20 protein-coding genes are annotated in these 22,242 nt (G+C 73.3%); 9 read left to right on the forward strand and 11 right to left on the reverse strand.

The genetic code is table 11. The features are described 5' to 3' along the window. Positions 1-3 precede the first annotated feature (3 nt). Genes JOD54_RS00605 through JOD54_RS00635 form a run of 7 tightly spaced genes read right to left on the reverse strand, consistent with a single transcriptional unit; the run spans position 4 to position 6,872 of the window. A complete protein-coding gene (locus tag JOD54_RS00605) occupies positions 4-1,290 on the reverse strand; it encodes an FAD-dependent monooxygenase family protein (RefSeq protein ID WP_204448664.1) in 1,287 nt (428 codons plus the stop codon). Further along, positions 1,287-1,685, reverse strand: a complete 399-nt coding sequence (locus JOD54_RS00610; protein ID WP_204448665.1) for a DUF6917 domain-containing protein — start codon at positions 1,683-1,685, stop codon at positions 1,287-1,289. The genes JOD54_RS00605 and JOD54_RS00610 overlap by 4 nt, the downstream gene beginning before the upstream one ends. Continuing rightward, positions 1,682-2,608: a Gfo/Idh/MocA family protein gene (locus JOD54_RS00615; RefSeq protein ID WP_204448666.1), complete on the reverse strand. Its 927-nt coding sequence runs from the start codon at positions 2,606-2,608 to the stop codon at positions 1,682-1,684. The genes JOD54_RS00610 and JOD54_RS00615 overlap by 4 nt, the downstream gene beginning before the upstream one ends. Next, on the reverse strand, positions 2,608-3,756 hold the full coding sequence (locus JOD54_RS00620) for an Ldh family oxidoreductase (protein WP_204448667.1): 1,149 nt from the start codon (positions 3,754-3,756) through the stop codon (positions 2,608-2,610). The genes JOD54_RS00615 and JOD54_RS00620 overlap by 1 nt, the downstream gene beginning before the upstream one ends. After that, a complete protein-coding gene (locus JOD54_RS00625; protein ID WP_204448668.1) occupies positions 3,753-5,027 on the reverse strand; it encodes a M20/M25/M40 family metallo-hydrolase in 1,275 nt (424 codons plus the stop codon). The genes JOD54_RS00620 and JOD54_RS00625 overlap by 4 nt, the downstream gene beginning before the upstream one ends. A 1-nt stretch (position 5,028) precedes the next feature. After that, complete coding sequence (locus JOD54_RS00630; RefSeq protein WP_204448669.1) at positions 5,029-5,859, reverse strand: sugar phosphate isomerase/epimerase family protein; 831 nt, start codon at positions 5,857-5,859, stop codon at positions 5,029-5,031. After that, the gene (locus JOD54_RS00635; protein WP_204448670.1) at positions 5,856-6,872 is read right to left on the reverse strand and encodes a Gfo/Idh/MocA family oxidoreductase; all 1,017 of its coding nucleotides are present in this window, start codon (positions 6,870-6,872) and stop codon (positions 5,856-5,858) included. The genes JOD54_RS00630 and JOD54_RS00635 overlap by 4 nt, the downstream gene beginning before the upstream one ends. A 247-nt stretch (positions 6,873-7,119) precedes the next feature. On the opposite strand from JOD54_RS00635, the gene JOD54_RS00640 reads away from it, so the two are divergent. From JOD54_RS00640 to JOD54_RS00665, 6 genes are read left to right on the forward strand one after another with little or no spacing between them, the layout of a single operon-like run. After that, positions 7,120-8,307 carry a DegT/DnrJ/EryC1/StrS family aminotransferase gene (locus tag JOD54_RS00640; protein ID WP_204448671.1) on the forward strand — a complete coding sequence of 396 codons (1,188 nt, stop codon included), beginning with the start codon at positions 7,120-7,122 and terminating at the stop codon, positions 8,305-8,307. After that, the gene (locus JOD54_RS00645) at positions 8,304-9,428 is read left to right on the forward strand and encodes a DegT/DnrJ/EryC1/StrS family aminotransferase (RefSeq protein ID WP_204448672.1); all 1,125 of its coding nucleotides are present in this window, start codon (positions 8,304-8,306) and stop codon (positions 9,426-9,428) included. Before JOD54_RS00640 ends, JOD54_RS00645 begins: the two co-directional genes overlap by 4 nt. Continuing rightward, positions 9,425-10,381 carry a UbiA family prenyltransferase gene (locus tag JOD54_RS00650; RefSeq protein WP_204448673.1) on the forward strand — a complete coding sequence of 319 codons (957 nt, stop codon included), beginning with the start codon at positions 9,425-9,427 and terminating at the stop codon, positions 10,379-10,381. Before JOD54_RS00645 ends, JOD54_RS00650 begins: the two co-directional genes overlap by 4 nt. Beyond that, positions 10,378-11,688: a protoporphyrinogen/coproporphyrinogen oxidase gene (locus tag JOD54_RS00655; protein WP_204448674.1), complete on the forward strand. Its 1,311-nt coding sequence runs from the start codon at positions 10,378-10,380 to the stop codon at positions 11,686-11,688. The genes JOD54_RS00650 and JOD54_RS00655 overlap by 4 nt, the downstream gene beginning before the upstream one ends. Further along, positions 11,681-12,493, forward strand: coding sequence for a class I SAM-dependent methyltransferase (locus tag JOD54_RS00660; RefSeq protein WP_204448675.1), 813 nt, complete (start codon positions 11,681-11,683; stop codon positions 12,491-12,493). The genes JOD54_RS00655 and JOD54_RS00660 overlap by 8 nt, the downstream gene beginning before the upstream one ends. Next, positions 12,477-14,066, forward strand: a complete 1,590-nt coding sequence (locus tag JOD54_RS00665) for an AMP-binding protein (protein WP_204448676.1) — start codon at positions 12,477-12,479, stop codon at positions 14,064-14,066. Before JOD54_RS00660 ends, JOD54_RS00665 begins: the two co-directional genes overlap by 17 nt. Before the next feature lie 31 nt (positions 14,067-14,097). Here JOD54_RS00665 and dprE2 read toward each other — a convergent pair whose 3' ends face one another. Continuing rightward, the gene (dprE2, locus tag JOD54_RS00670) at positions 14,098-14,835 is read right to left on the reverse strand and encodes a decaprenylphospho-beta-D-erythro-pentofuranosid-2-ulose 2-reductase (protein WP_204448677.1); all 738 of its coding nucleotides are present in this window, start codon (positions 14,833-14,835) and stop codon (positions 14,098-14,100) included. Between the two features lie 364 nt (positions 14,836-15,199). Between dprE2 and JOD54_RS00675 the strand changes: the two genes are divergently transcribed. From JOD54_RS00675 to JOD54_RS00685, 3 genes are all read left to right on the forward strand, one after another. Then, a complete protein-coding gene (locus JOD54_RS00675; RefSeq protein WP_204448678.1) occupies positions 15,200-16,627 on the forward strand; it encodes a family 2B encapsulin nanocompartment shell protein in 1,428 nt (475 codons plus the stop codon). 74 nt (positions 16,628-16,701) lie between these two features. Then, positions 16,702-18,096: a family 2B encapsulin nanocompartment shell protein gene (locus tag JOD54_RS00680; protein ID WP_204448679.1), complete on the forward strand. Its 1,395-nt coding sequence runs from the start codon at positions 16,702-16,704 to the stop codon at positions 18,094-18,096. Between the two features lie 92 nt (positions 18,097-18,188). Then, positions 18,189-19,253: a family 2 encapsulin nanocompartment cargo protein polyprenyl transferase gene (locus tag JOD54_RS00685; protein ID WP_204448680.1), complete on the forward strand. Its 1,065-nt coding sequence runs from the start codon at positions 18,189-18,191 to the stop codon at positions 19,251-19,253. Between the two features lie 521 nt (positions 19,254-19,774). Here the strand turns inward: JOD54_RS00685 and JOD54_RS00690 are convergent. The 3 genes from JOD54_RS00690 to JOD54_RS00700 are packed head-to-tail and all read right to left on the reverse strand — an operon-like array spanning position 19,775 to position 22,145. Further along, a complete protein-coding gene (locus JOD54_RS00690) occupies positions 19,775-20,476 on the reverse strand; it encodes a protein DA1 (protein WP_204448681.1) in 702 nt (233 codons plus the stop codon). Beyond that, positions 20,473-21,423 (reverse strand): protein kinase family protein, encoded by a 951-nt coding sequence (locus JOD54_RS00695; RefSeq protein ID WP_204448682.1) that lies wholly within the window; start codon positions 21,421-21,423, stop codon positions 20,473-20,475. The genes JOD54_RS00690 and JOD54_RS00695 overlap by 4 nt, the downstream gene beginning before the upstream one ends. Then, positions 21,405-22,145, reverse strand: coding sequence for a protein phosphatase 2C domain-containing protein (locus tag JOD54_RS00700; RefSeq protein ID WP_204448683.1), 741 nt, complete (start codon positions 22,143-22,145; stop codon positions 21,405-21,407). The genes JOD54_RS00695 and JOD54_RS00700 overlap by 19 nt, the downstream gene beginning before the upstream one ends. Positions 22,146-22,242 lie beyond the last annotated feature (97 nt).

Here is a 22,242-nt window from a genome sequence, read left to right on the forward strand (position 1 = left end):
CCCTCACGGCTTGCGCAACGCGGCGAGCAGGGTGCGGCCGAGGACGGCCGGGGTGAGCATGTCGACCGGGCGGATGCGCATGTTGATGACCTCGGCGAACCGCTGGGCCACCAGGGGGTCGGTCATGGCGGCGTGGTCGATGGCGGTGGAGATGGCCCGCTGGAAGGGGAAGCTGAGCGGGCGGGCGGCGGTGACGTGCGGCAGGCGCAGGTCTTCGGTGGTGCTGGTCTGCCACGCGGCGTCGACGACCACCTTGAGGCGGCGGAAGTACGCCGCGGTGGGTTCGCCGGTGCCGAGCCAGGCCGCCAGGGCCGAGGCGTGCAGTGCGGCGGACGGGACGCCCTGGCCGTAGATCGGGTTGAAGGAGGCCACGGCGTCGCCGACCGGGACCAGGCCCTCGGGGAAGTCGGCGACCAGGTGGAAGTCGCGGCGGAGGCTGTGCGGGAACCGGTGGGTGCGCACCGGGCCGACCGGCTCGCAGGTGCGGGCCAGGGTGGCGAAGGCGTCGGCGGGTTCGAGCAGGCAGCGGGCGGTGAACTCGTCGGGGTCGCGGGTGGGGCGGTCGTCGGCGTAGCCGGAGATGGTGCACATCCAGCGGTCCGGGCCCAGCGGGGCGACGCAGCTGACACCGGGTCGGGCGGAGGCGGGCGAGCGCAGCGAGTGCACCGCGAGCAGGTCGTCCAAGCGCTGGTCGGGGGTGCGGCGGTAGAGCGCGGTGGCGTAGCCCAGGTCCAGCTCGATCCGGGTGCGCGGCGGGCCGGGGTACCCCTGGTCGGCCAGCCACGTGCCCAACCGGCTGCCCCGGCCGGTGGCGTCGACGACCAGGTCTACGCCGTCCACAACGGACCCAGAAGCCAACCGCACGCCCTCGACCCGAGACCCGCCAACCAGTCCCACCACGCGGTCGGGGAGCAGCCGCACCGAGGGCAGCACCGACTCGCGGATGTGCCAGTCCAGCAGCGGTCGGTAGAACGGCACCAGCACGTCACCGGCGACCACCGGCCTGGGCTGCCCGTCGACGAACATCCGCCCGTCGCGCCCCGGCGTGCACACCACCACCCCGGCCCCGACCATGGCGTCGAGCAGCCCCGGGAACCAGTGCACCAGCAGTTCCTGGCCCAACCCCAGCAGGACGTGGAACTGCTCGGCGTGCGTCGTCCCCGGCCTGGTCACCGGCTCGGGCGGCAGCGGGTCCGGCTCGACCACCACGACCTCGTCGGCCCAGTCCCGCAACACCCTGGCCGCGAGCAGCCCGGCGACGCTGCCGCCCGCGACAACCGCGCGCTTCACGGGGCGGACTGGACGAATTGGACGGTCGACTCCGGCGAGAGCGCGATCTGCTCCCCGGTCACCGGCGCCTCCCGGCTGATCAGGATGTTGTAGTGGTTGGGGAAGTGGCAGGCGTCGAACCCGAGCACGGTGCCGACCACCTGGCCCCCGATCCGCACCTCGTCCCCCCGGTCGATCACCCCGCCGCTGCGGATCTCGGCGAACCCGAGGAAGCCGACCCGGTCGATGCTGCCGTCGCCGACGCCGTGGTCGGTGGTGACCAGCTCGTGCACCTCCCCCTGCCGCACGCAGCGGCTGGCGAACTCCTCCAGCCGCATCCCGCGGTCCTCGCGCCGGTGCACCAGCACCTTCACCAGCACCCCGGACACGGTCCGCTTGCTGCCGTCCTCGATCATGTCGTCTCCCCGATGAGTGCGGGCCGCGACCACTGCTCGGCCCGGTAGGCGGCGTCGACCAGCGCGAGCGCGGCCAGGCCGTCGCGGTCGGCGCCACCGGTGTGGATGGCCAGCGTGAAAGCCCGCAGGACCCCGCCGTACTCGTGCCACAGGGACTGCTTGAACCCGGCGAACCCGGCCAACATGTCGGCGTGGTGCACCGCTCCGTCGGCCAGGCGGACCTCGACGTCCTTGGTCTCGCCCTGGTGGTCCCAGTCGAGTTCGACGGTGGCCGTGGCGCCGGACCCGGCGGTCAGCTCGACCACCGCGGCGCGGTCGACGCCAATCGAGTCCCTCGTTATGTCCACATCAGACACCGTGAGATCGCCGAGGAACATCCTGGCCAGGTCGAAGGCGTTGGGGCCGTTGTCCGCCACGCACCCACCGCCGCACCGGGTCGGGTCCAGGTACCAGCGGTCGTCGCCGACGTGGTCCTCGATGCGCTCCAGGTAGCGGACCCGCACGGACTCCACCGGAACGCCGCGGGGGAGGTTGTCCAGGAGGGCGCGGACCCGGGCGTTGTAGCGGCGGTGGAACGAGGTGAACAGCACCGCGCCCCTGGTGGCCGCCAGGTCGGCGAGCGCGAGGCCGTCGCGCAGGCGGGTGGCCAGGGGTTTCTCCACGCACACCGGCAAACCGGCGTCCAGCAGGTCGGCGCACACCGGCGCGTGCTGGTCGTTGGGCACGGTCACCACGACCCCGTCGAGGCCACCCGCGGCGATCATGTCCCGGTGGTCGCGCCAGCACGGGACCTCGTCGCGGTAGGGCGCCAGCGCTTCCGGGCGCACGTCGCACACCGCCGCCAAGCGCAGCGGACCGCCCTCGCCGAGCGCGGCCAGGTAGTACCGGGAGATCACGCCGAGGCCGATCACACCGATGCGCATCAGCACACCGCCGGCGGTGCCACACCCAGCCGCCCGGCCAGCGCGGACAGCTCGGTGAACAGCCCGTCCCCCAGCGGAACCCCGTCGCGGCGGGACCGCTCCGCCTGCCGCGACTCAGGCACCCCCGGATACGACACCTCGCCGCCCGGCTCCACCGGCGGGCAGGCCAGCAGCGCCCCGAACAGGGATCCGGCTTCACGCTGGTAGATCCCCGGTTGGCGCAGCGCGGCCGGGGCGATGGCCAGCACGAGGTAACCGATGTTGTCGTCCGGCGCCCCGTCGACCGCCAGCGCCGCCTGCGACGGCCCCAACCCCGCGCCCGGCACCAGCGCGGCCAGCACCTCGACCATCAGCGCCAACCCGAACCCCTTGTACTGCGCCGATCCCGAGCCGCCGAGCCAGGTCAGGTGCGCCTCGCCGCCGTCGAACCTGGTCGGGTCGGTCACCGCCGCCCCCGCGTCGTCGGCCAGCCAGCCCTCGGGGACCTCGTCCCCGGCGCGCGCGGCCGCCCGCACCTTGCCCGTGGGGACCGTCGTCGTGCTCATGTCCAGGAGGAACGGCGGGTTCTCCCCAGCGGGCGCGGCCACGCTGAGCGGGTTCGTGCCCAGCATCGGCACCCGCCCACCCGGCGGGCGCGCAATCCGCTGGTGCCCGCAGTTCGAAGCGACCACACCGACCATGTCGTGCTCCACCGCCCGCAACGCATGTGGGCCCGCGCAACCGAAGTGCGTGCCACCACGCACCGACACCAGCCCGATCCCGTACTCCGCCGCCCGGCGCACAGCCAGGTCCATCGCCTCACCGGCCAGCCACAACCCGAGCGCGCCCTGCCCGTCGAGCAGGACCGTGGCACCCCGGTCCGCCAGCACCCTCGGCTCGGCATCGGCTCGAGCGCGGCCAGAGGTCAGCAGCGGCAGGTAGATCCGGGTCAGGTTCACCAGGCCGTGGGAGGTCGTACCGGTGATGTCGCCGTGGCACAGCGCGGTCGCGGCGGCCTTTGCCCGCTCCGGCGGGATCCCGTGCGCGGTGAAGACCTCGGCGGTGAACCGGAGCAGGTCGTCGTGATCAACGCGGACCGTCCCAGCGGTCTGGCGGGAGGCGGATCGAGCTCCGGGGAGGCTGGTGGGGGCGGGGGCCAGCTCGGTCATCGTCTTGCCGTTCTGGTCGGTGGGGCGGTTGACGGAGTGGTTCGTGGCGAATCGGCGAAGGCGCACAGCACTCGGGAAACCTGGTCGGCGAACGCGGCCAGGTCCGCGATGGCGACGAACTCCCCCTCGGCGTGGGCGTTGTTGGCGGCCAGGTCCCCGGGGCCCAGCACGGCCGTCGCGGCACCGGGAACACCGGCCATCCAGATCGCGTCGCAGGTGAAGGCGGGCTCGGAGGGCGGCCACTCGGGCACACCCGCGGCGGCCATGACCGCGTCCACCCACGGATTCGCACCGGAGAGCGCGGGCAGGCCCCGTTTGAGCCAGTCCACTGTGGTCACCCGGTGGGCGTCAGCCGCGGTTCTGGCCAGCTCCGGGACCTGGGCGAAGGTCTCGCCGAACCGGGCGATCCCGTCGGCGACGGCCAGGTCCAGCGCCTCGGTCAGCGCCGCACCGCCATCGGCGTAGGCGAGGTTGACCAGGAGATCGCCGGTTCCGTAGACGCGGTTGTGGCTGGTTCCGGTGTGCAGTCCGGCGATGCACGCCCGCTCGCCCGCCAGCCGCGTGGCCAGGTGCTGCGCCAGGAACCCGAGCAGCACCGTCGCGTTGTGGCCGTCGCCGGGGCGGTCGTCGATCGAGCCGGTTCCGGTGACCCGCACTCGCGCGGTCGCCGATGCCGTGGACCTGGGTAGGTACCGGCCGCCGGTGGGTTCGCAGAAGATGTTCAACGCGCCGTAGTACCCGGCCCTGACCAGTGGGCGGGTGCCGAAGGTGCCCATCGCGCCGCCCTCTTCGCCGGACACGGCCTGGATGAGCACGCCGATCTCGGTGCCCACCCGGGGATCCAGCCGTCGGGCCTCGCGGACCCCGGCCAGCAGCGCCACGGCGGGCCCTTTCGCGTCCACCGCGCCCCGGCCGTGGATGGCGGTCCCGTCGTAGCGGCTGGGCTCGTGCCCGGCGACGGTGTCCAGGTGCACGTTGAACATGACGGTCGGGGCGTCGCGCGGACCGAACCGGAGCACCAGGTTCGGCTGCCCAGCGAGGAAACTCGGGGACTGGGCAGCGGCGCGGACCACCTCGGGAACACCCGGGAGGTCCAATTCGGACATCTCCGCCGGGGCGTGGTGCTCGACCACGAAGTCGCGGGCGGCGTCGGCGTAGAGGTACTGCGCCTCCCACAGCAGTCCGGGTTCGACGCCCTCCAGCGGACCCGCCGTCGGCAGGTTGATCAGCCGCAGCAGCAGGGCCGCGTCGGCGTCGGTGAACGCGGTCACGTCACCGGCTCGCCGGGGCCAGCAGGGCCTCCAGCGCCCGGCCCGCCGCGATGAACCCGTCCGCCGTGCCCGCGCCGCTGTCGCGCTCGTGCGGTCGCAGCGCCAGGTGCGGCTCGATCGACAGCGCGCCCTGGTAGCCGAACTCGGTGAGCATCGCGAGGCACCCGGCCACATCGGCGTTGCCCTCGCCAGGAAGTGTCCACTCAGGACCATTAGGGGTGGCTACCCCGTCCTTGATGTGCACGTGCGCGATGTGCTCGACCAGCGGCCGCAGGTAGTCCACGGCGGGGTAGCCGTAGGCGATGCCGTTGCCGGTGTCGAACAGCAGCCGCAGCGCCGGGCTGTCGGCCTCCTCCAGCATCCGCACCGCGCGCATGGCGTCCGACCCGGCCCACCCCGCGCAGTTCTCGTGCAGCAGCACCAGGTCCGCCTGCTCGGCGCGCGCCGCGAGCTCGCGCATCCGGCGCAGCGCCCGGTGTTCCCACTCGTCGGGGTGCAGGCCGTCGTTGGGGTAGGACATCACCCGCACGTACCGGGTGCCCAGTCGCCCGCAGCGGTCGGCGAGTACCCGCAACTCCTCCAGGTCGAGACCGAAGTCGCGCGTGATCGCGGTGGACCAGTCGCCGATGCGCGAGTCGACGCAGACCGTGCGCAACCCCAGCTCCGCCAACGTCCCCGCGACCCGGTCGAACGCCGCCTCGCTCAGCTCCGCCAGCGCCACCCCGTCCACGGTGCGCAGCTCGATGGCCGACCAGCCCAGCGCGGCGATCGCCGCCACCTGCTCGGCGAGGCCCGCCCCGGCCTCGTCGCCGATCCCGGCCAGCACGGTCACCGCTGCGCCCCCACCGGCGCGCGCAACCCGGCCTGCCGCTTGGCCTCCGACAGCACCGCCACGACGGCGGCGCCGGTGGCGGGCTCGTCGGCGATCCGCTCCGCCCCGTCGAAGTGCCGGTAGGCGGCGGTCAGGAACGCCGCCAGCGAGTCGTCGCGGAAGACCGAGTCGACCTTGCCGCCCCTGGTGCGCACCGACAGTTGCGCGTACTCGTCCGCGGCGCTGATCGGGTAGTGCCCGACCAGGGTCCCGCCGTCGAGCTCCAGGGTGATCCGCCGCTCGCGCACCGGCGAGGTCAGGTCGGCGCGGATGTCGGTGTGCACCCCGTCGGCGTGCCGCAGCCGCAGCCAAGCGCTGCCCAGCGCGGGGAACACCGCGTCGCCGAGCAGCATGTCCGTGCAGCCCGCGCCGACGACCTCGCCCCGACCGGCGAGCAGCAGCGCCACCGCGAGCGAGTGCGGCACCTCTACGTCGAACGCGCTCGGGTGGTCGTCACCGGCCAGCGTCCTGGCGAAGCGCGGCTTGGACTGGGTGACCTCGATCGACCTGAGCTGCCCCAACCGCCCGCCGGTGAGCACGCCCCGGATCCGCGCGGTCAACTCGCTGCTGCGCCACTGGGTGACCGGCAGCAGGTCGAGGCCGCCGTGGTCGCACAGCCGCAGGATCTCCCGCAGCTCCACCTCGTCGGCGGCCAGCGGCTTCTCCACCAGGAACCGGCGGAACCCCAGGTCGGCCAGTTCGGTCAGCGGCCGCAGCCGGGCGCTGGGCCCGGTGCACAGGTGCACCACGGTCCGCTCCGGGTCCAGCAGGGTGGCCGCGTGCGCCAGCGAGTGCGCGACGGCGACGTCGCCGAGGTCGCCCGCCTCCCCCTCGGCGAGCCTGCGCCTCGGGTCGTACACGGTGATCGGCGGGCGGCCGAACGGCCTGCCGCCGCCGTGCCCGAGTTTGCGCAACACCGGCAGGTGCAGGCCTGCGCCTGCCCGGCCGAGCCCGACCACGAGCGTGCCCAGCATGGGTGGCGTGCCTCCTCCTGGCTCCTGGAACGCGCCAACCCTGGTGTCCCCCCGGTGGGTGTGTCAACGCGGACCCCGGACCGCCACACGACCGTGTGATCTTTTGTTTGTGTTGCCGCGCAATGGATGTCGACCGCCTAGTTTGGACCCGATGCCGGGCCTGGGGCGGGCGTCGAGTCGCCAGTGGAGCGCCGCGGGCGAGAGCGGTACGGGACAAGCGAGTGCGGGACAAGCAGCGGGGACAGGCATGGAGCACGCCGCGGTAGTCGCGGATCGGGGGACCGCGGCCGCGGTCCCCTTCTTCACCCAGGCGGCGTCGTTCACCGCGCTGTGGCCGTCGATCAAGGACAACCTCGAGGCGGTGCTCGACCGCGGCAAGTACTCGCACGGGCCGCTGGTCGGCCGGTTCGAGGAAGCGCTGGCCGAGTACCTGGGCGCCGGGCACGTGGTCGGGGTCAACTCGGGCACCGACGCACTGGTGCTGCTGCTGCGCGCCGCCGGGCTGCAACCGGGCGACGAGGTGGTGGTGCCCGCGTTCAGCTTCGTGGCCTCAGCCTCGTCGGTGGTACTCGCGGGCGGGACACCGACCTTCGCCGACATCGACCCGGTGACCTACGGCATCGACACCGGCACCGCCGCGGTCACCGTGGCGACCAGGATGGTCATGCCGGTGCACCTGTTCTGCCAGCTCGCCGACCTCGGCTCGGTGGTCGCCTTCGCCCAGCGGCACGCGCTGACGGTGGTGGAGGACAGCGCGGAGGCCATCGGGATGCGCTGGGACGGCACGCACGCGGGCCTGCACGGCGCGGGCGGGGTGCTCTCGTTCTTCCCCACCAAGACCCTCGGCGCGCTGGGCGACGCGGGCGCGGTGATCACCGACGACGCCAGGATCGCCGAGACCGCCGCCGCGCTGCGCCACCACGGCCGGTTCGGGCACACCCTGGACAACTTCCCCGGCATCGCCACCGAGACCACGCTGCCCGGCCTCAACAGCAAGATGGACGACGTCCAGGCCGCTGTCCTGCTCGCGAAGCTGGCCACGCTCGACGCCGACATCGCCCGCCGGGCGCACCTCGCAGCGCTCTACAGCGAGGGCCTGCGCGGGTGCCCCGGTGTCCGCCGCCTGCCGACGGTGGTGGAGCGGGAGGTGGACACGACCGCGGTGTTCTACGTCTACCTGGTCGAGGTCGACCACCGCGACGCGCTCGCTGCGTACCTGGCGGCCAACTCGGTCGGCACCGAGACGTACTACCCGGTGCCGCTGCACCTGCAGCCCTGCTTCGCCCACCTCGGGTACCGCAGGGGCCAGTTCCCGCACGCCGAGGCCGCCTGCGCGAACGCCGTGGCGCTACCCCTCTACCCGGACCTCACCGAGGCCCAGGTGGACCGGGTCTGCTCGCTGGTGCGCGCCTTCTACGGCGGGGGTGGCGCGTGACGCTGCCGTTCTTCCCGCCGGACCTGTTCGACCACGACCGGGATGTGCTGCTGGAGACGGTGTACCGGATCGGGACCGGCGCCGGGCAGCGGTTCATCCTGGGCGACCGGACGGCGGCATTCGAGCAGGCGCTGCGGTTGCAGTTGGGCGCGGCGGACGTGGTCGCCTGCGGCAGCGGGACCACGGCGCTGACGCTGGTGCTGCGGGCGATGGGGGTCGGTGCCGGGGACGAGGTGGTGGTGCCCGCGTTCGGGTGCGCGCCGCTGGCGTCGTCGGTGATCTCGGTCGGGGCGACGCCGGTGTTCGCCGACGTGCACCCGTGGACGATGGTCGTGGAGCCCTACGAGGTCGAGTCGGCGATCTCGGGCCGGACCGCGGCGATCATGCCCGCGCACATGTTCTCGGTGATGGCCGACATGCCCACGATGCGCGAGCTGGCGATCCGGCACGGGGTGCGGCTGGTCGAGGACTCCGCGGTGGCCCAGGGCGGTGAGCTCGCCGGTCTGCAGGCTGGCCGCTGGGGCGACGCGGGGGTGTTCTCGTTCGTGCAGGTCAAGACCTTCGGGTCGATCGGCGAGGGCGGCGCGGTGGTCACCGACGACGCGGAGCTGGGCCGGATGGTGCGGATGCTGCGCAACCACGGCCAGGACGGGCACACCCGGTTCGTGCACCACGTGGTCGGCCACAACAGCCGGTTCGACGAGGTGATGGCCGACTTCCAGCTGCACCGGCTGCCCGGTCTCGCCGCGCGGTTGCGCCGTCGCGCCGAGATCGCCGACTACTACACCGAGCGGTTCGCCCCGCTGGTCGAGCGCGGCGTGCAGCCCCCGCCGCCGGGGCGCGACGGGCGCTGCTTCTACGTGTACTCGCTGCTGGCCGAGCGCCGCGACGACCTCAAGCGGCACCTGGCCACCCGCGGTGTCGGCAGCCACGTCTACTACCCGGCCCCGTTGCCCGCCCAGCCCGCGTTCGCGCCCTACGCCCGCCCCGGTCAGTACTGGCCGCACGCGGAACTGGCCAGCGCCCGCACGCTCGCCCTGCCCATCTACCCGCACCTGACCGACGCCCAGGTCGAACACATCGCCGACGCGGTCTGCGACTTCCCCGGGAGTCCCCGATGACCATGCCCCTGTCCCAAGGGCCGCTCGCCCCGGCCGCCGCGCGCGTGCGGCTGGGCGCGTACGCCCGGCTCGCCAAGCTCGACGTCTGGGACTACTACCTGGCGCTGCCGCTGGCCTGGTCGCTGGTCGGGTTCGGCCCGTCGGCGCTGGTGCCGCTGCTGGTCTTCGGCCTGGGCACGGTCTGCGTGGTCGCCGGTTCGGTGGCCTTCGACGACGTGACCGGCTACCGCGACGGCAGCGACGCGGCCAACTACGGCCAGAACGCCCCTGCCCGCAAGCTGGCCAGGAAGCCGTTGCTCACCGGGGAGTTGAGCGAGGCGGAGGCCATCCGGTTCGGCTGGCTGGCCGTCGGCGCCGGCGCCGCGCTGTGGGTGCTGGCCTTCGCGGTCGCCCCCTTCGCTCCACTGTGGACCGCTCTGGTCGCCGCGCTGTGCCTGGTGTCCGCCGTCCAGTACTCGTGGGGCCTCAAGATCAGCTACCGCGGCTGGCAGGAGGTGTTCCTCGCGGGCTTCGGCACCGGCCTCGTGCTCGTCGGCGCCGGGTTGACCACCGGCGGGATCACCGGGTTCGGCGCCGTCCAAGCCGTCCTCTTCGGACTGGGTCCGCTGCTGTTCGGCGTGTACTCCAACACCCGCGACGCCGACGGCGACGCCGCGGTGGGTCGACCCACGGTGGCCGCGGTGCTGAGCCCGTTGGGGAACAAGGCGTTCATCGCCGCGCTGACCGTCGCCGAGGTGGCGCTCGTGGTCACCTCGGCCGGGCTCGGCCCGGCGCCGTGGTGGTTCGGGCTGGCCATGCTGCCCGCCATGGGCGTGCGGGTCGCGCAGTTGCGCCGCGGCGTCGGCCTCGGCGACCTGCTCGCCGCCCGGTCGCTCGGCCTGCGCGCCCACCGCACCACCACCGCGACGCTGATCGCGGTCAACCTGATCCTCCTGGTTGGAGCCGGTTCGTGAGCCCAGATCTGGATGTCGCCGTCGTCGGAGCCGGGATCGCGGGCCTGGCCGCCGCGTACCGCCTGCGCGCGCAGGGCAGGTCCGTGCACGTCTTCGAGTCGGCCGAGGACGTCGGCGGCCGCATGCGCACCCTGCGCCGCGGCGGGTACCTCGCCGACACCGGCGCCGAGATGATCGGCAGCACCGGCTACCCGGCCACCTGGCGGCTCCTCGACGACCTGCGGATCAGCCGCGACGACGTGCCGCTGATCGGCGCGGACCTGGCCATGTGGCGCGACGACCGCGCGCACCGGCACGTCGGCGACCCGCGCGCGCTGCTCACCGGCGCCGGGCTCGGCGTCGCCGCGAGGCTCGACCTGATCGCCCTGCTCGGCGGTGCGGCGGCGCGGCGCAAGGCCTACGACGTCGACGCGCCGGAGGCCACCCCGCTGGGCACCCGCACCATCGCCGAGATCGCCAAGGGCGACCTGCACGACTACCTGCTGCAGCCGCTGGCGGGCGGCTACTTCGGTTGGGACACCGCCGAAGCGTGCGCGGGTCCGTTCGTCAGCCACCTGCTGGCGGTCGGCGCGACCAAGACCTTCCGCACCTACCGCGACGGCATGGACGCCGTGGCGCGCAGGCTGGCCGAGGAGGTCGAGGTCAGCACGGGCGTCCCGGTCCGCGAGGTGGCCACCACCGGGACCGGTGCGCGGCTGGTCGCCGACCGCACCCCGCTGACCGCGCGGACCGTCGTGCTCGCCGTGCCCGCACCGGTCGCCGCCGACCTGCACCCCGGTGCGCCGGAGTACGTGCGGCTGTGCCGGTACCGGTCGATGATCAAGGTGGTCTGCCCGCTGTCGCGGCCGCTGGACGCGCTGCCGGGGTCGTTCGCGCTGGCCGTGCCCGAGGTGGAGAACGACGTCCTGGCCGGGGTGGTGTTCGACGACCGCAAGCACCTCGGCCGGGTGCCCGCCGGGCGGGGCATGGTCAGCCTGGTGGTCAGCCCCGGCGCGGTGCCGGAGCTGATCGGGGCCAGCGACGACGAGATCAGCCGGACCCTGGTCGCGCACGCCGAGCAGTACCTGCCCGGTCTCGCGCACGCGTTGCGCGACACCGTGGTCAGCCGGTTCGAGCACGGCCTGCCGATGCCGACCGCCGCCGCGCTCGCCGCCCGCGCCGAGTTCGCCGAGCGCCCGCCCGCCGCCGTCGAGTACGCGGGCGACTGGTACGCGTTGCGCCCCAGCAGCGAGGCCGCGGTCCGCTCCGCCGAACTGGTCGCCGAACGCCTGTCCACAGCGGACTCCCCGGCGGTGGCCCGTGGCTGAGCCCGCCGTCTTCGGCCGCCCGGCCATCAGCTACGTCTTCGGCACCTCCTTCGCCAGGGAGCAGGAACGGCTCGCACTCGGCGAGCTCCTCTGGGACCCGGGCACGACGAGCAGGCTCGCGGCGCTGGGGATCGGCCCCGGGACGCGCTGCCTGGAGGTCGGTGTCGGGCACGGGTCGATCGCGGGCTGGCTGGCCGAGCAGGGCGCCGCGGTCACCGCGGTGGACATCGACATCTCGCGCGCGTTGTGGCTGCGTCAGCACGGGATCTCCTTGCACGAAGCCGATGTCCTGCGCGACGGGGTGCCGGGCACGGGGTACCACGTCGTGCACGCCCGGCTCGTGGTGCAGCACCTGGCGAACCGCAGGGACGCGGTGCGGCGGATGGTCGCGGCGTTGCGCCCCGGCGGGCACCTGGTGCTCGAGGACACCGACACGGCGACGACCCTGGCGACCGCGGACGGTGTGCTGCGGCCCCGGGTGCGCGACGCGGCGTACACGGTGATGGCCGAGTCCGGGTACCACCCGCGCTGCGGCCTGCTCGATGTCGACCTCGCGGTGGCGGCCGGGTTGGTGGACGTGCGCGCCGAGGGGCGGGCCGAGGTGGTGACCGGTGGCACGCCGCAGGGGCGGTGGTTCGCGCTGTGGCTGGAGCACCTGCGCCCGGCGATGGTGGGCCGCGGCCTGGTGTCGGAGGCCGAGGTGGACGCCGCGCTGGCCGATCTCGCCGATCCCGAGGTGCGCTGGCTGTCCCAGGTGATGATCACGGTGGTCGGTCGGAAGGGCGGCGATGAGCAAGCCGCGTGATCTCGGCACGCTGTTCGACGAACTCGTCGACCGCAAGACCCGCACCACGGTCCGGCTGGCCAGGCCGCTGGACATCGCGCCGGACTTCGGCACCACCTACGACGTGCCCGCGCTGGCCGCCCTGGTGCGCAACGCCGCCGGGTGGCTGCACACCGCCGGGGTCCGGCCGGGTGATCGGGTGGCGATCGTCAAGCGCAACCACTGGGACTACGTGCTGCTGGCGTGCGCCGCGGTCCGGGTCGGGGCGGTGCCCGCGCTGCTGTCGGACCAACTGGCGCCGCACACCCTGGAGGTCATGCTCGAGCGGCTGGAGCCCGCGCTGCTGATCACCACCCGCGCGGTTCTCGACACCGCTCGCGCGCACGGCATCACGCTGATCTCGCGGGCGGCGCGCACGGTCACGCTGGAGGGCCGCTACCCGGACACCCTCAACCTGGAGCGGCTGACCGGCCACGAGCCGCCCGCGCCGGTCTCCCGCGACGACGACGAGCCGCTGCTGATCGTGCACACCTCGGGGACCACCGGGGTGCCGAAGCTGGTGGTGCACACCAACAGCACGCTGGTGCTGGGCTTGGCGGGCGGCGAGTGCACCCGGCTGCCGGTCGTGTCGGCCCGCAAGCGCGACACGGTCTGCTCGGCGATCGCGTTCAGCCACGGCCGCGCGGTGCCGTGGACGATCAGCGCGCTGTGGTTGGCGCCGCGCGAGATCCTGATCGCCGACTCGGCCGACGACGCCGAACCCCTGCTGCGCGCCCACCCGCCGACGACCCTGGAGGCCCTGCCGTCCACGTTCGTCCGCTGGCGACCGCTGCTGGAGCGCCCCGACCACCCCTTCCGCGACATCCGCGTCTTCATCAGCACCTTCGACGCCGTGCACCCCCCGACGCTGCGCGCCTTCCTGAACGGCACCCGCAAGCGCCCGCTGTGGGTCCAGGTGTGGGGCCAGAGCGAAACCGGTCCGCTCACCTTCCGCTTCCTCACCCGCCGCTCGCTGTCCCGCCGCGACGCGCGGCACCCCACCACCCGCAACCTCGGCCGCCCGGCCCCCGGCCGGACCCGCCTGCGCGTGGTCGACCCGCATTCCTTCGCGCCGGTCCCGCGCGGTACGCCGGGCCTGGTGCTGGCCAAGACCCCCACCCAGTGCGTCGACTACCTCGGGGAGCGCGAGCGCTGGCTGGCCAAGACCGACGGGCAGTGGTGGAACACCGGCGACATCGGGGTGCGGACCCGCTGGGGGTCGTACCTGATGCTGGACCGGGAGGTGGACGTGCTGCCCGGGCAGAGCTGCGTGGAACTGGAGGACGTCCTGGAGGAACGCGTCCCCAACGTCGTCGAGTGCGTCGTGCTGGGCACCCCGGGCAGGCTGCCGCAGCCGGTCGTGGTGACCCGCGACGGGGTCTTGGACCCGCAGGCCTGGCGGAGTGCCTCGCGCGACCTGCCCGCGTTGGCCGAACCGGTGGTTCTCGCGTGGGAGCAGATTCCGCGCACGGGCACGGGCAAGGTCCGGCGGATGGAGCTGCGCGCGGTTCTGCGAGCCGGCCAAGATACGTTTGGCACCGGCCGCTGGACGTGATTTCGACGCCAGTCGTTCACCTATTACCGGATCATCGGGGAAGCTTGCGCCAGATCCGGCGGGGCAGCAGGCGCATGCCGAAGAACACCGGTCGCAAAACACCGGGTACCCACACCTCACCCCGCCCGCGGCGCAGAGCGCGGACCGTCGCCGCGGCCACCTGGGCCGGGGTGGAGGAGAACGGCGCCGGGGACATACCCTCGGTCATCCGGCCGATCACGAACCCCGGCCGCACGAGCAGCAGGCGCGCGCCGGAGCCCGCGAGGGCGTCGGCGAGGCCGCTGGCGAAACCGTCCAAGCCCGCCTTCGCCGACCCGTAGACGTAGTTGGCCCGGCGGACCCGGGTGCCCGCCACGGAGGAGAAGACGACCAGGGTCCCCGACCGCTGGCGGCGGAGCAGGGTCGCCAGGTGGGTCAGGACCGACACGTGGGCCACGTAGTCGGTGTGGACCACCGCCAGGGCGTGGTCGACATCGGTCTCGGCCCGGGTTTGGTCGCCCAGCACGCCGAAGGCGACGATGACGGTGTCGAGCCGACCGTGCGCCTCGACGAGGGAGTCGAGCAGCCGCGAGTGGGCGGTGAGGTCGTCGGCGTCGAACTCGGCGGTGTGCACGGCGGTGGCTCCCGCGGCGCGGAGCGCGGCCTGCTGGTGATCAAGATCACCGGCCCTCCTGGCGGCCAGGACGACCTCCCGGCCCTGCGCCAGCAGGCGCGCCACCTCTAGTCCGATCTCGCTGCGCCCGCCGAGGACGACCACCACACCGCTCATCCGGCCAGTCTGCCGTGCTCACGCTGCGTCCATCCGAGGTATCCCTGTGTCACGTACGGCCCAATCGGGCGCAAGATCGAGTGAGCGAGCCGCGACATGACTACTCGCGGTCTGCCTTATCGCTGAATCCGGTCGGTTCTCTTGGGTTATCACCAGCCGATTCGGGGACTGTACTGTCACGAATTCGCGGTGCTAGCTTCAACGCCGTCGACAATGGCGAAGCGACGGTCGAGGCGGCCACCGGGACACTCACCTGAGTGAACATGAATGTGAGGTGCTTTCCGCCTGCGCGGCTATTCGCCGGTCGCCCGCATTGTCCCACGCGACCTTCCCCATTCCAGGATGAGCGATTGGCGGTAGCACCGTGACCGAGACCCTGCGCCCCGTCGGCGGCGAAGCGCCACCGCAGCAGAGCCTCACCACCGAGGCGGCGCGCAACCTCGCGACCACCACCAAGTCCGTCCCGCAGATGCAGGAGATCACCTCCCGCTGGCTGCTGCGGGTCCTGCCGTGGACCCACGTCGGGGGCGGCACCTACCGGGTCAACCAGCGCCGCAGCTACGTCGTCGGCGACGGCCGGATCGCCATCGACTACGTCGTGGGCGACGGGCGGATCACCGTCAACCGGGCCGACGCCCAGCCCCGCGTCGTCGCGGGCGACCTGCGCGAACTGGCGTTCCTTCGCGACTTCGAGGACGAAGAGGCGCTGACCGCGCTGGCAGGCCTGTTCCGGCAGGAGGACTACGCCGCGGGCGACACGCTCGTGGAGTGGGGGCACGCCGCCGACCGGTTCCTGGTGATCGCGCACGGTCGGGTCGAGCAGCGCGCCGAGGGCCAGTACGGCGACGAGACCGTGGTCGGCGTGATCACCGACGGCGAGTACTTCGACCAGTGGGGGCTGCTGCAGGAGAAGATCTGGGACTTCACCGCCAAGGCCGCGACCGCGGTGACGGTGCTGTCCCTGCGCCGCAGCGAGTTCCAGGAGCTGCTCGACCGGGCGCCGTCGCTGCGCGCGCACGTCGAGGCGTACCTGGCCAGCGGCGCGCACGAGCAGGACGGCGAGGTCCCGATCAACCTCGCCGCGGGCCACACCGGCGAGGTCGAGCTGCCGGAGACCTTTGTGGACTACGAGGTCTCCCCGCGCGAGTACGAGCTCTCCGTCGCCCAGACCGTGCTCAAGGTGCACACCCGGGTGGCCGACCTCTACAACCAGCCGATGGACCAGGTCGAGCAGCAGCTGCGGCTGACCATCGAGGCGCTGCGCGAGCGCCAGGAGCACGAGCTGGTCAACAACCGCGAGTTCGGCCTGCTGCACAACGCCGACCCGCGCCAGCGGGTGCACGCGCGCACCGGCGCGCCCACCCCCGACGACCTCGACGAGCTGCTGTCGAAGGTGTGGAAGGACCCGTCGGTCATCCTCGCCCACCCCAAGGCGATCGCCGCGTTCGGCCGCGAGTGCAGCAAGCGCGGGATCTACCCGGCGTCGGTGGACCTCGGCGGGCACCACGTGCCGTCCTGGCGCGGGGTCCCGGTGCTGCCGTGCAGCAAGATCCCGATCAGCGACACCCGCACCACCTCGATGATCCTGATGCGCACCGGCGAGGAGAACCAGGGCGTCATCGGCCTGCACCAGACCGGGCTGCCCGACGAGTACGAGCCGGGCCTGTCGGTGCGGTTCATGGGCATCAACGACAAGGCCATCCTGTCCTACCTGGTCACCGCGTACTACTCGGCCGCGGTGCTGGTGCCCGACGCGCTCGCCGTGCTCGACGACGTCCAGATCGGTCTCTGACCCCTCGCGGTGCCCCGTGCCAGCGGGGCACCGCGCCGTCCACTCCATCTCAACCTGACCCGGGGGTTTCCGGCGTGACCGAGCTACTCGACACCGCGACCGACCACAGCCAGCAGAGCCTGAGCACCACGGCCGCGCGCAACCTCGCGACCACCACCAAGTCCGTCCCGCACATGCAGGAGATCAGCCCGCGCTGGCTGCTGCGGATGCTGCCGTGGGTCGAGGCCCAGGGCGCGGTGTACCGGGTCAACCGCAGGCTCAGCTACACCCTGGGCGACGGCCGGGTCACCTTCACCAACACCGGCGCCGACGTCGACATCGTGCCGACCGAGCTGCGCGAGCTGGCCCTGCTGCGCGACCTCTCCGACGACGCGGCGCTCACGGAACTGGCGAACCGGTTCGCCCAGCGCGAGTACAGCGCGGGCCAGACGATCGTCGAACGCGGGCGCCCCGCCGACGCGGTGCACCTGATCGCGCACGGCAAGGTCACCACCTACACCGAGGGCCACTTCGGCGACGAGGCCGTGCTCGCGGTGCTGGCCGACGGCGAGTTCTTCGGCGACCGCGGCCTCGTCGACGCCGACGCCACCTGGGACTTCACCGCCAAGGCCAGCACGGCGTGCATCGTGATGACGCTGTCGCGCTCGGAGTTCCTGTCGCTGCAGGAGCGCTCCGCCGCGCTGCGCGCGCACGTCGAGGCGTTCCGGGCCAGCCCGGCCAACCGGACGAACAAGCACGGCGAAGCCGAGATCGCGATGTCCTCCGGGCACTCCGGCGAGCACGAGCTGCCCGGCACCTTCGTCGACTACGAGGGCAGCCCGCGCGAGTACGAGCTGTCCGTGGCGCAGACCATGCTCAAGATCCACACCCGGGTGGCCGACCTCTACAACCAGCCGATGGACCAGGTCGAGCAGCAGCTGCGGCTGACCATCCACGCGCTGCGCGAGCGCCAGGAGCACGAGCTCATCAACAACCGCGACTTCGGCTTCCTGCACAACGCCGACCTGCGCCAGCGGCTGCACACCCGCGAGGGCGCGCCCGCCCCGGACGACCTCGACGAGCTGCTCGCCAGGCGGCGCCGGTCGAACTTCTTCCTGGCCCACCCCAAGGCGATCGCCGCGTTCGGCCGCGAGTGCACCAAGCGCGGGCTGTACCCGCCGACCACCGAGGTGCACGGCAAGGTGGTGCAGTCGTGGCGCGGGGTGCCGCTGCTGCCCTGCGACAAGATCCCGGTCAGCGACACCGGGACCACCTCGATCATCGTGCTGCGCACCGGCGAGTCCGACCAGGGCGTGATCGGCCTGCACCAGACCGGGATCCCCGACGAGTACGAGCCGGGCCTGTCGGTGCGGTTCACCGGGATCAACGACAAGGCGATCATGTCGTACCTGGTCAGCACCTACTACAGCGCCGCGGTGCTGGTCCCGGACGCGCTCGGCGTCCTGGAGAGCGTCCAAATCGGACTGTGAACCGGTGGCCCGTGCCGCGCGCACGGGCCACCGACCGCTCCCCCCGCGGGCACGACCGCCCGTCCCCTCTCCGTTGAAACGAGGACCGGCCCGTGTCCACCAACCCCACCGTCCACGTCCCCGGCACCCGGCGCCCCACCGGTCACCGCTCGGCCAGGGAGGTGCTCACGCACAGCCGCTCCGCGCTGGCCCCGGCGCTGCGCGCGGCGGTGGACTCGCTGCCAGAGGCGATGCGGCACATCTCCGGCTACCACTTCGGCTGGTGGGACGAGCACGGCAGGCCCACCGAGGCCGACGCGGGCAAGGCGATCCGCCCGGCCCTCGTGCTCACCGCGGCCGAGGCAGTCGGCGGCTCCGCGGCCGAAGCCCTGCCGGGGGCGGTGGCCGTCGAGCTCGTCCACAACTTCACCCTCCTGCACGACGACGTCATGGACGGCGACCGCACCCGCCGCCACCGCCCCACCGCGTGGACCGTCTTCGGCCTGGGCCCCGCGATCCTGGCGGGCGACGCGCTGCTCACCCTCGCCTTCGACGTGCTGGCCGCCAGCGACCACCCGCGCGCCCAACCCGCGGCCCGCGTCCTGTCCGCCGGTGTCCTCGCCGTCCAGGAAGGACAGGCGGCGGACCTGGCCTTCGAACAGCGCGCGGACGTCACGCTGGCCGAGTGCCTGCGGATGGCCGAGGGCAAGACGGGGGCGCTGCTCGCCTGCTCCACGACACTGGGCGCGCTGCTGGGTGGTGCCGCACCAAGTCAGGTGGACCAGTTCCGGTCCTTCGGCGAGCGCCTCGGCGTGGCGTTCCAGTTGGTGGACGACCTGCTGGGCATCTGGGGAAACCCCACGGCCACCGGCAAACCGGTCTACTCCGACCTGGAGAACCGCAAGAAGTCCCTCCCCGTCGTCGCCGCCCTCGCCACCGACACCCCGGCCGCGCGCGAACTCCAGGCCCTCTACGCGGGTTCTGAGCCGCTCACCGCCGCCGACCTCGTCCACGCCGCCGACCTGGTCGACTCAGCGGGCGGCCGAGCCTGGGCCCGCACCCGAGCCACCGAACTCCTCGCCGACGCCACCGACCACCTGGCCGCCGCCCTGCCAGAGGAACGAGCCGAAGCCGAACTCCGCGCCCTGGCCGACCTGATCATCCTCCGCGACCACTGAGCCTTGAGCGCCCGCCCTACGGCAGGGCGCCGGTTCTGACGACGCTCGACCGCCTCGATGCCCGTCTGGCCCGCCCGACACCCAAGCCGCCGCGAGCCACCTCAGCCCGCGGTGGTCCGTGATGATGCCCGAGAGCGATCGCCCGCTCCGAGACCGACCACCGGCGTTTCCTGCGTCGCCGCGCGAACATCCACCGCCGTCCGTGGGTGCGTTCGCGCCGCCTCCGGCAGGCGCCGGGGCTAGTGACAGGCGGCAGAACCGCCTCGATCTCCATCCGGCCTCGGCGGGCGATTGGCCCGCGTCAAAGCCCACCGCCGGTGTGGCCTGCCTCGCCGCGCAAACACCCACCTTGGCCAGTGGCGCGGCCACGCCGCCTACGGCAGGGCGCCGGTTCCGGTGACGGGCGGCAGAACCGCCCCGATCTCCGGCTGCGGCCTCGGCAGGCGATTGCCTGCGCCAAACCCACCACCGGTGTGGCCTGCTTCGCCACGCGAACACCCACCTCGATGAGCGCCTCCGCCCTACGGCAGGGCGCCGGTCCTGACGACGCTGGTCAGGACCGCTTCGATGCCCGCGTGCACGATCGCGGCCCGGACCATCCGGTAGCCGTGGCCGTAGACGGGGTCGGGGTTGGTGTCCATGGCGGCTCGGAGGCGGGTGGCCAGGGGGGTGTCCTGCTTCTTCAGCCAGGCTCCGGCGAACACCTCGCACACGCCTTCCTCCAGCGGGAGCGGGAGCGGGCCGGACTTGCGTTCGGCGAGCCAGGCGTGGCCGAGTTCGTGGGCCAGGGTGGCGCCGAAGTGGACCGGGGTGAGGCCGCCCGCGATCTCGATGGACACGGCGGCGTAGCCGTCGGGGCCCCACTGCTGGTGGGTGATGCCGAGGACGCCGTCGCGGCCGGTGGTGTCGGGGGAGAGGGGGCCCGGGTCGGCGAGGGTGACCCGGACGCGGCGGGTGAGTTCGATGCCGAGGGCGGCCATGGCGGCGCGGACGACGGGGATCTGGCCGCGGGCGTCGTCCTGGCACTCGATGGCGCCGAGCGCGCAGCGCGGGCAGCGGGTCGAGGCGCCCCACCTGCTCCACCCGGGGGTGCGCTGGTCTGGCGCGGGCCTGCCGCACAGGGCGCAGCGCATCGCCACCGGGTGCGACACGCAGGTCGGTTCCTCGTGCATGGACAGCTCGTAGCTGCCGGGGGGCGCTCCCCCGCACACCGTGCACGTCACCGCCGCACCTCGATCCACGTTCCGCCGGGGCCACGCCGCCACGCCGAGGTGGTCGACCCCGGCGCGGGCGCGGAGACCCCGGCCAGGACCCGGTCAAAGTAGCGGCCCCAGATCCGCGCCGACGGCCGGGCGGACGCGTCGCGGCCCAGCGCGGCGGCGAGCAGGCCGCGGCCCTCCCGGTCCAGCACCCCGGCCGCGCGGGCGGGGTCGCGCGACACCGACCCGCCCGCGCCGGGGGCCAGGCAGCGCAGCACCACCAGGCCGAGCTTGTACAGGTCGGTCGCCTGGCTGGGCAGCCGCTCCGGTGCCTCCCAGTCGGGCATGTCGAGCTGGGCGACCACGGCGGCCGAGCCGCGCACCCGCACGGCGTCGCAGTCGACCAGCATCGCGGTCGGCCGCCGGTCGAGCCGGAACACCGCGTTGGTGGGGTTGATGTCCCCGATGACGATGTCGAGCTTGTGCAGCAGGTGCACCGCGGCGGCGAAGTCGCGGCACACCAGCGCCCGCTGCGCGGTGGTCGGCGCGGGCATGCCCAGCCGGTCCGCCCGCGCCGGGTCGATCAGCAAGAACTGCAGCTCCCGCAGCGACCGGTCGGCTTCTCCGCTGGGCAGCACCCGGTCCTGGAAGTAGGTGTCCGGGATGAGCCGCACCAGGACGCCGTGCACGCCGTCGTCGTCGGCGACGACCCGCAGCGGCCACGCGGTGAGGCTGTCGAGCCTGGCGCGCGTGGCCGCGTCGAGCCGCAGCCTGCGGGCGACGAGCTGGTCGAGCCCGCCCGGCGGCTTGTGGCCGGGGCGGTACCGCTTGTAGACCACCGACGGCACCTCGGCGACGGAAGCTCCGGGGGCGAGGTAGACCTGCGCCTGGCCACCTTTGCCGATCATCGGGCCGAGCGTGCCGAGCGCGGACGGCGGGATGGTGGTCGCGGTCACGGCCGGGCGGGCCACAGCGCGACCACCGTCCGATCGTCGTCGTAGGTCTTGCGGGCGAAGCCGACCTGGGCGGCGAAGTCCAGCTCGTGCGGCGGGGTGCGCCACAGCCGCGCGAGCGTGGTGCCGACCTCGCCGGTGCCGTGGCCGAGCGGGTCGCCGACGCCGTCGGTCATCACCACCAGCGCCTCGCCGGGGCGGACCGACCCGGAGGACAGCACCGGCTCCGCGGGCAGCGGGAGGGCCCGGGTCGCGGAGCTGTGCAGCTCGGCGCCGTCGTTCTTGACCGGCTGGGTGGGCAGCCAGCCGCCGTCGGCGCCGAGCACCCACACCGAGGTGTCGCCGATGGTCCCGGTGACCATCCGGTGGCCGTCCTCGGCCGGGACGAGGTCCAGCACGGCGAACGACGCGGTGGTCGCCATCGTGGCGGCGACGTCGGCCAACGGCCGGGCACCGGCGTCGACGACACCGCGGTCGAGCAGGTCGGCGCGGCAGTCCTGTTCGACGTCGGAGCTCAGGACCCGGAAGAACGCGGTCCAGTCGACGAAGGCCCGCTGCGCGCCCGCGAGCACGGCCCCCAGGCGCCTGATCCCCCGGTTGACCGCGGCCTCGGCGGCGACGTGGGACAACGCGCCCGAGGACAGCCCGTCGGCGACGGCGACGATGAGGTAGCGCCCGTCTCCGGTGACCCGGACCCCGTAGGCGTCCTGACGGACCTTGGCGTACGCCCGGTGCGACAACCCGCGCACGCTCGCGGCGCGCACATGAACTGTCGCGTTAGGACTGTCTACAGTGAACCCATCGAGCTCGGTGTCCTTTCTGGACCAGAGATCGGGA

Source organism: Actinokineospora baliensis (assembly GCF_016907695.1).
Taxonomy (GTDB): Bacteria; Actinomycetota; Actinomycetes; order Mycobacteriales; family Pseudonocardiaceae; genus Actinokineospora; species Actinokineospora baliensis.

What these genes read in the sequence shown, in the direction of transcription:
- JOD54_RS00610 (WP_204448665.1), bottom strand. Translation starts at nt 1,685, where the DNA reads ATGATCGAGGACGGCAGCAAGCGGACCGTGTCCGGGGTGCTGGTGAAG.
- JOD54_RS00640 (WP_204448671.1), top strand. Translation starts at nt 7,120, where the DNA reads ATGGAGCACGCCGCGGTAGTCGCGGATCGGGGGACCGCGGCCGCGGTC.
- dprE2 (WP_204448677.1), bottom strand. Translation starts at nt 14,835, where the DNA reads ATGAGCGGTGTGGTGGTCGTCCTCGGCGGGCGCAGCGAGATCGGACTA.
- JOD54_RS00650 (WP_204448673.1), top strand. Translation starts at nt 9,425, where the DNA reads ATGACCATGCCCCTGTCCCAAGGGCCGCTCGCCCCGGCCGCCGCGCGC.
- JOD54_RS00665 (WP_204448676.1), top strand. Translation starts at nt 12,477, where the DNA reads ATGAGCAAGCCGCGTGATCTCGGCACGCTGTTCGACGAACTCGTCGAC.
- JOD54_RS00635 (WP_204448670.1), bottom strand. Translation starts at nt 6,872, where the DNA reads ATGCTGGGCACGCTCGTGGTCGGGCTCGGCCGGGCAGGCGCAGGCCTG.
- JOD54_RS00620 (WP_204448667.1), bottom strand. Translation starts at nt 3,756, where the DNA reads ATGACCGAGCTGGCCCCCGCCCCCACCAGCCTCCCCGGAGCTCGATCC.
- JOD54_RS00615 (WP_204448666.1), bottom strand. Translation starts at nt 2,608, where the DNA reads ATGCGCATCGGTGTGATCGGCCTCGGCGTGATCTCCCGGTACTACCTG.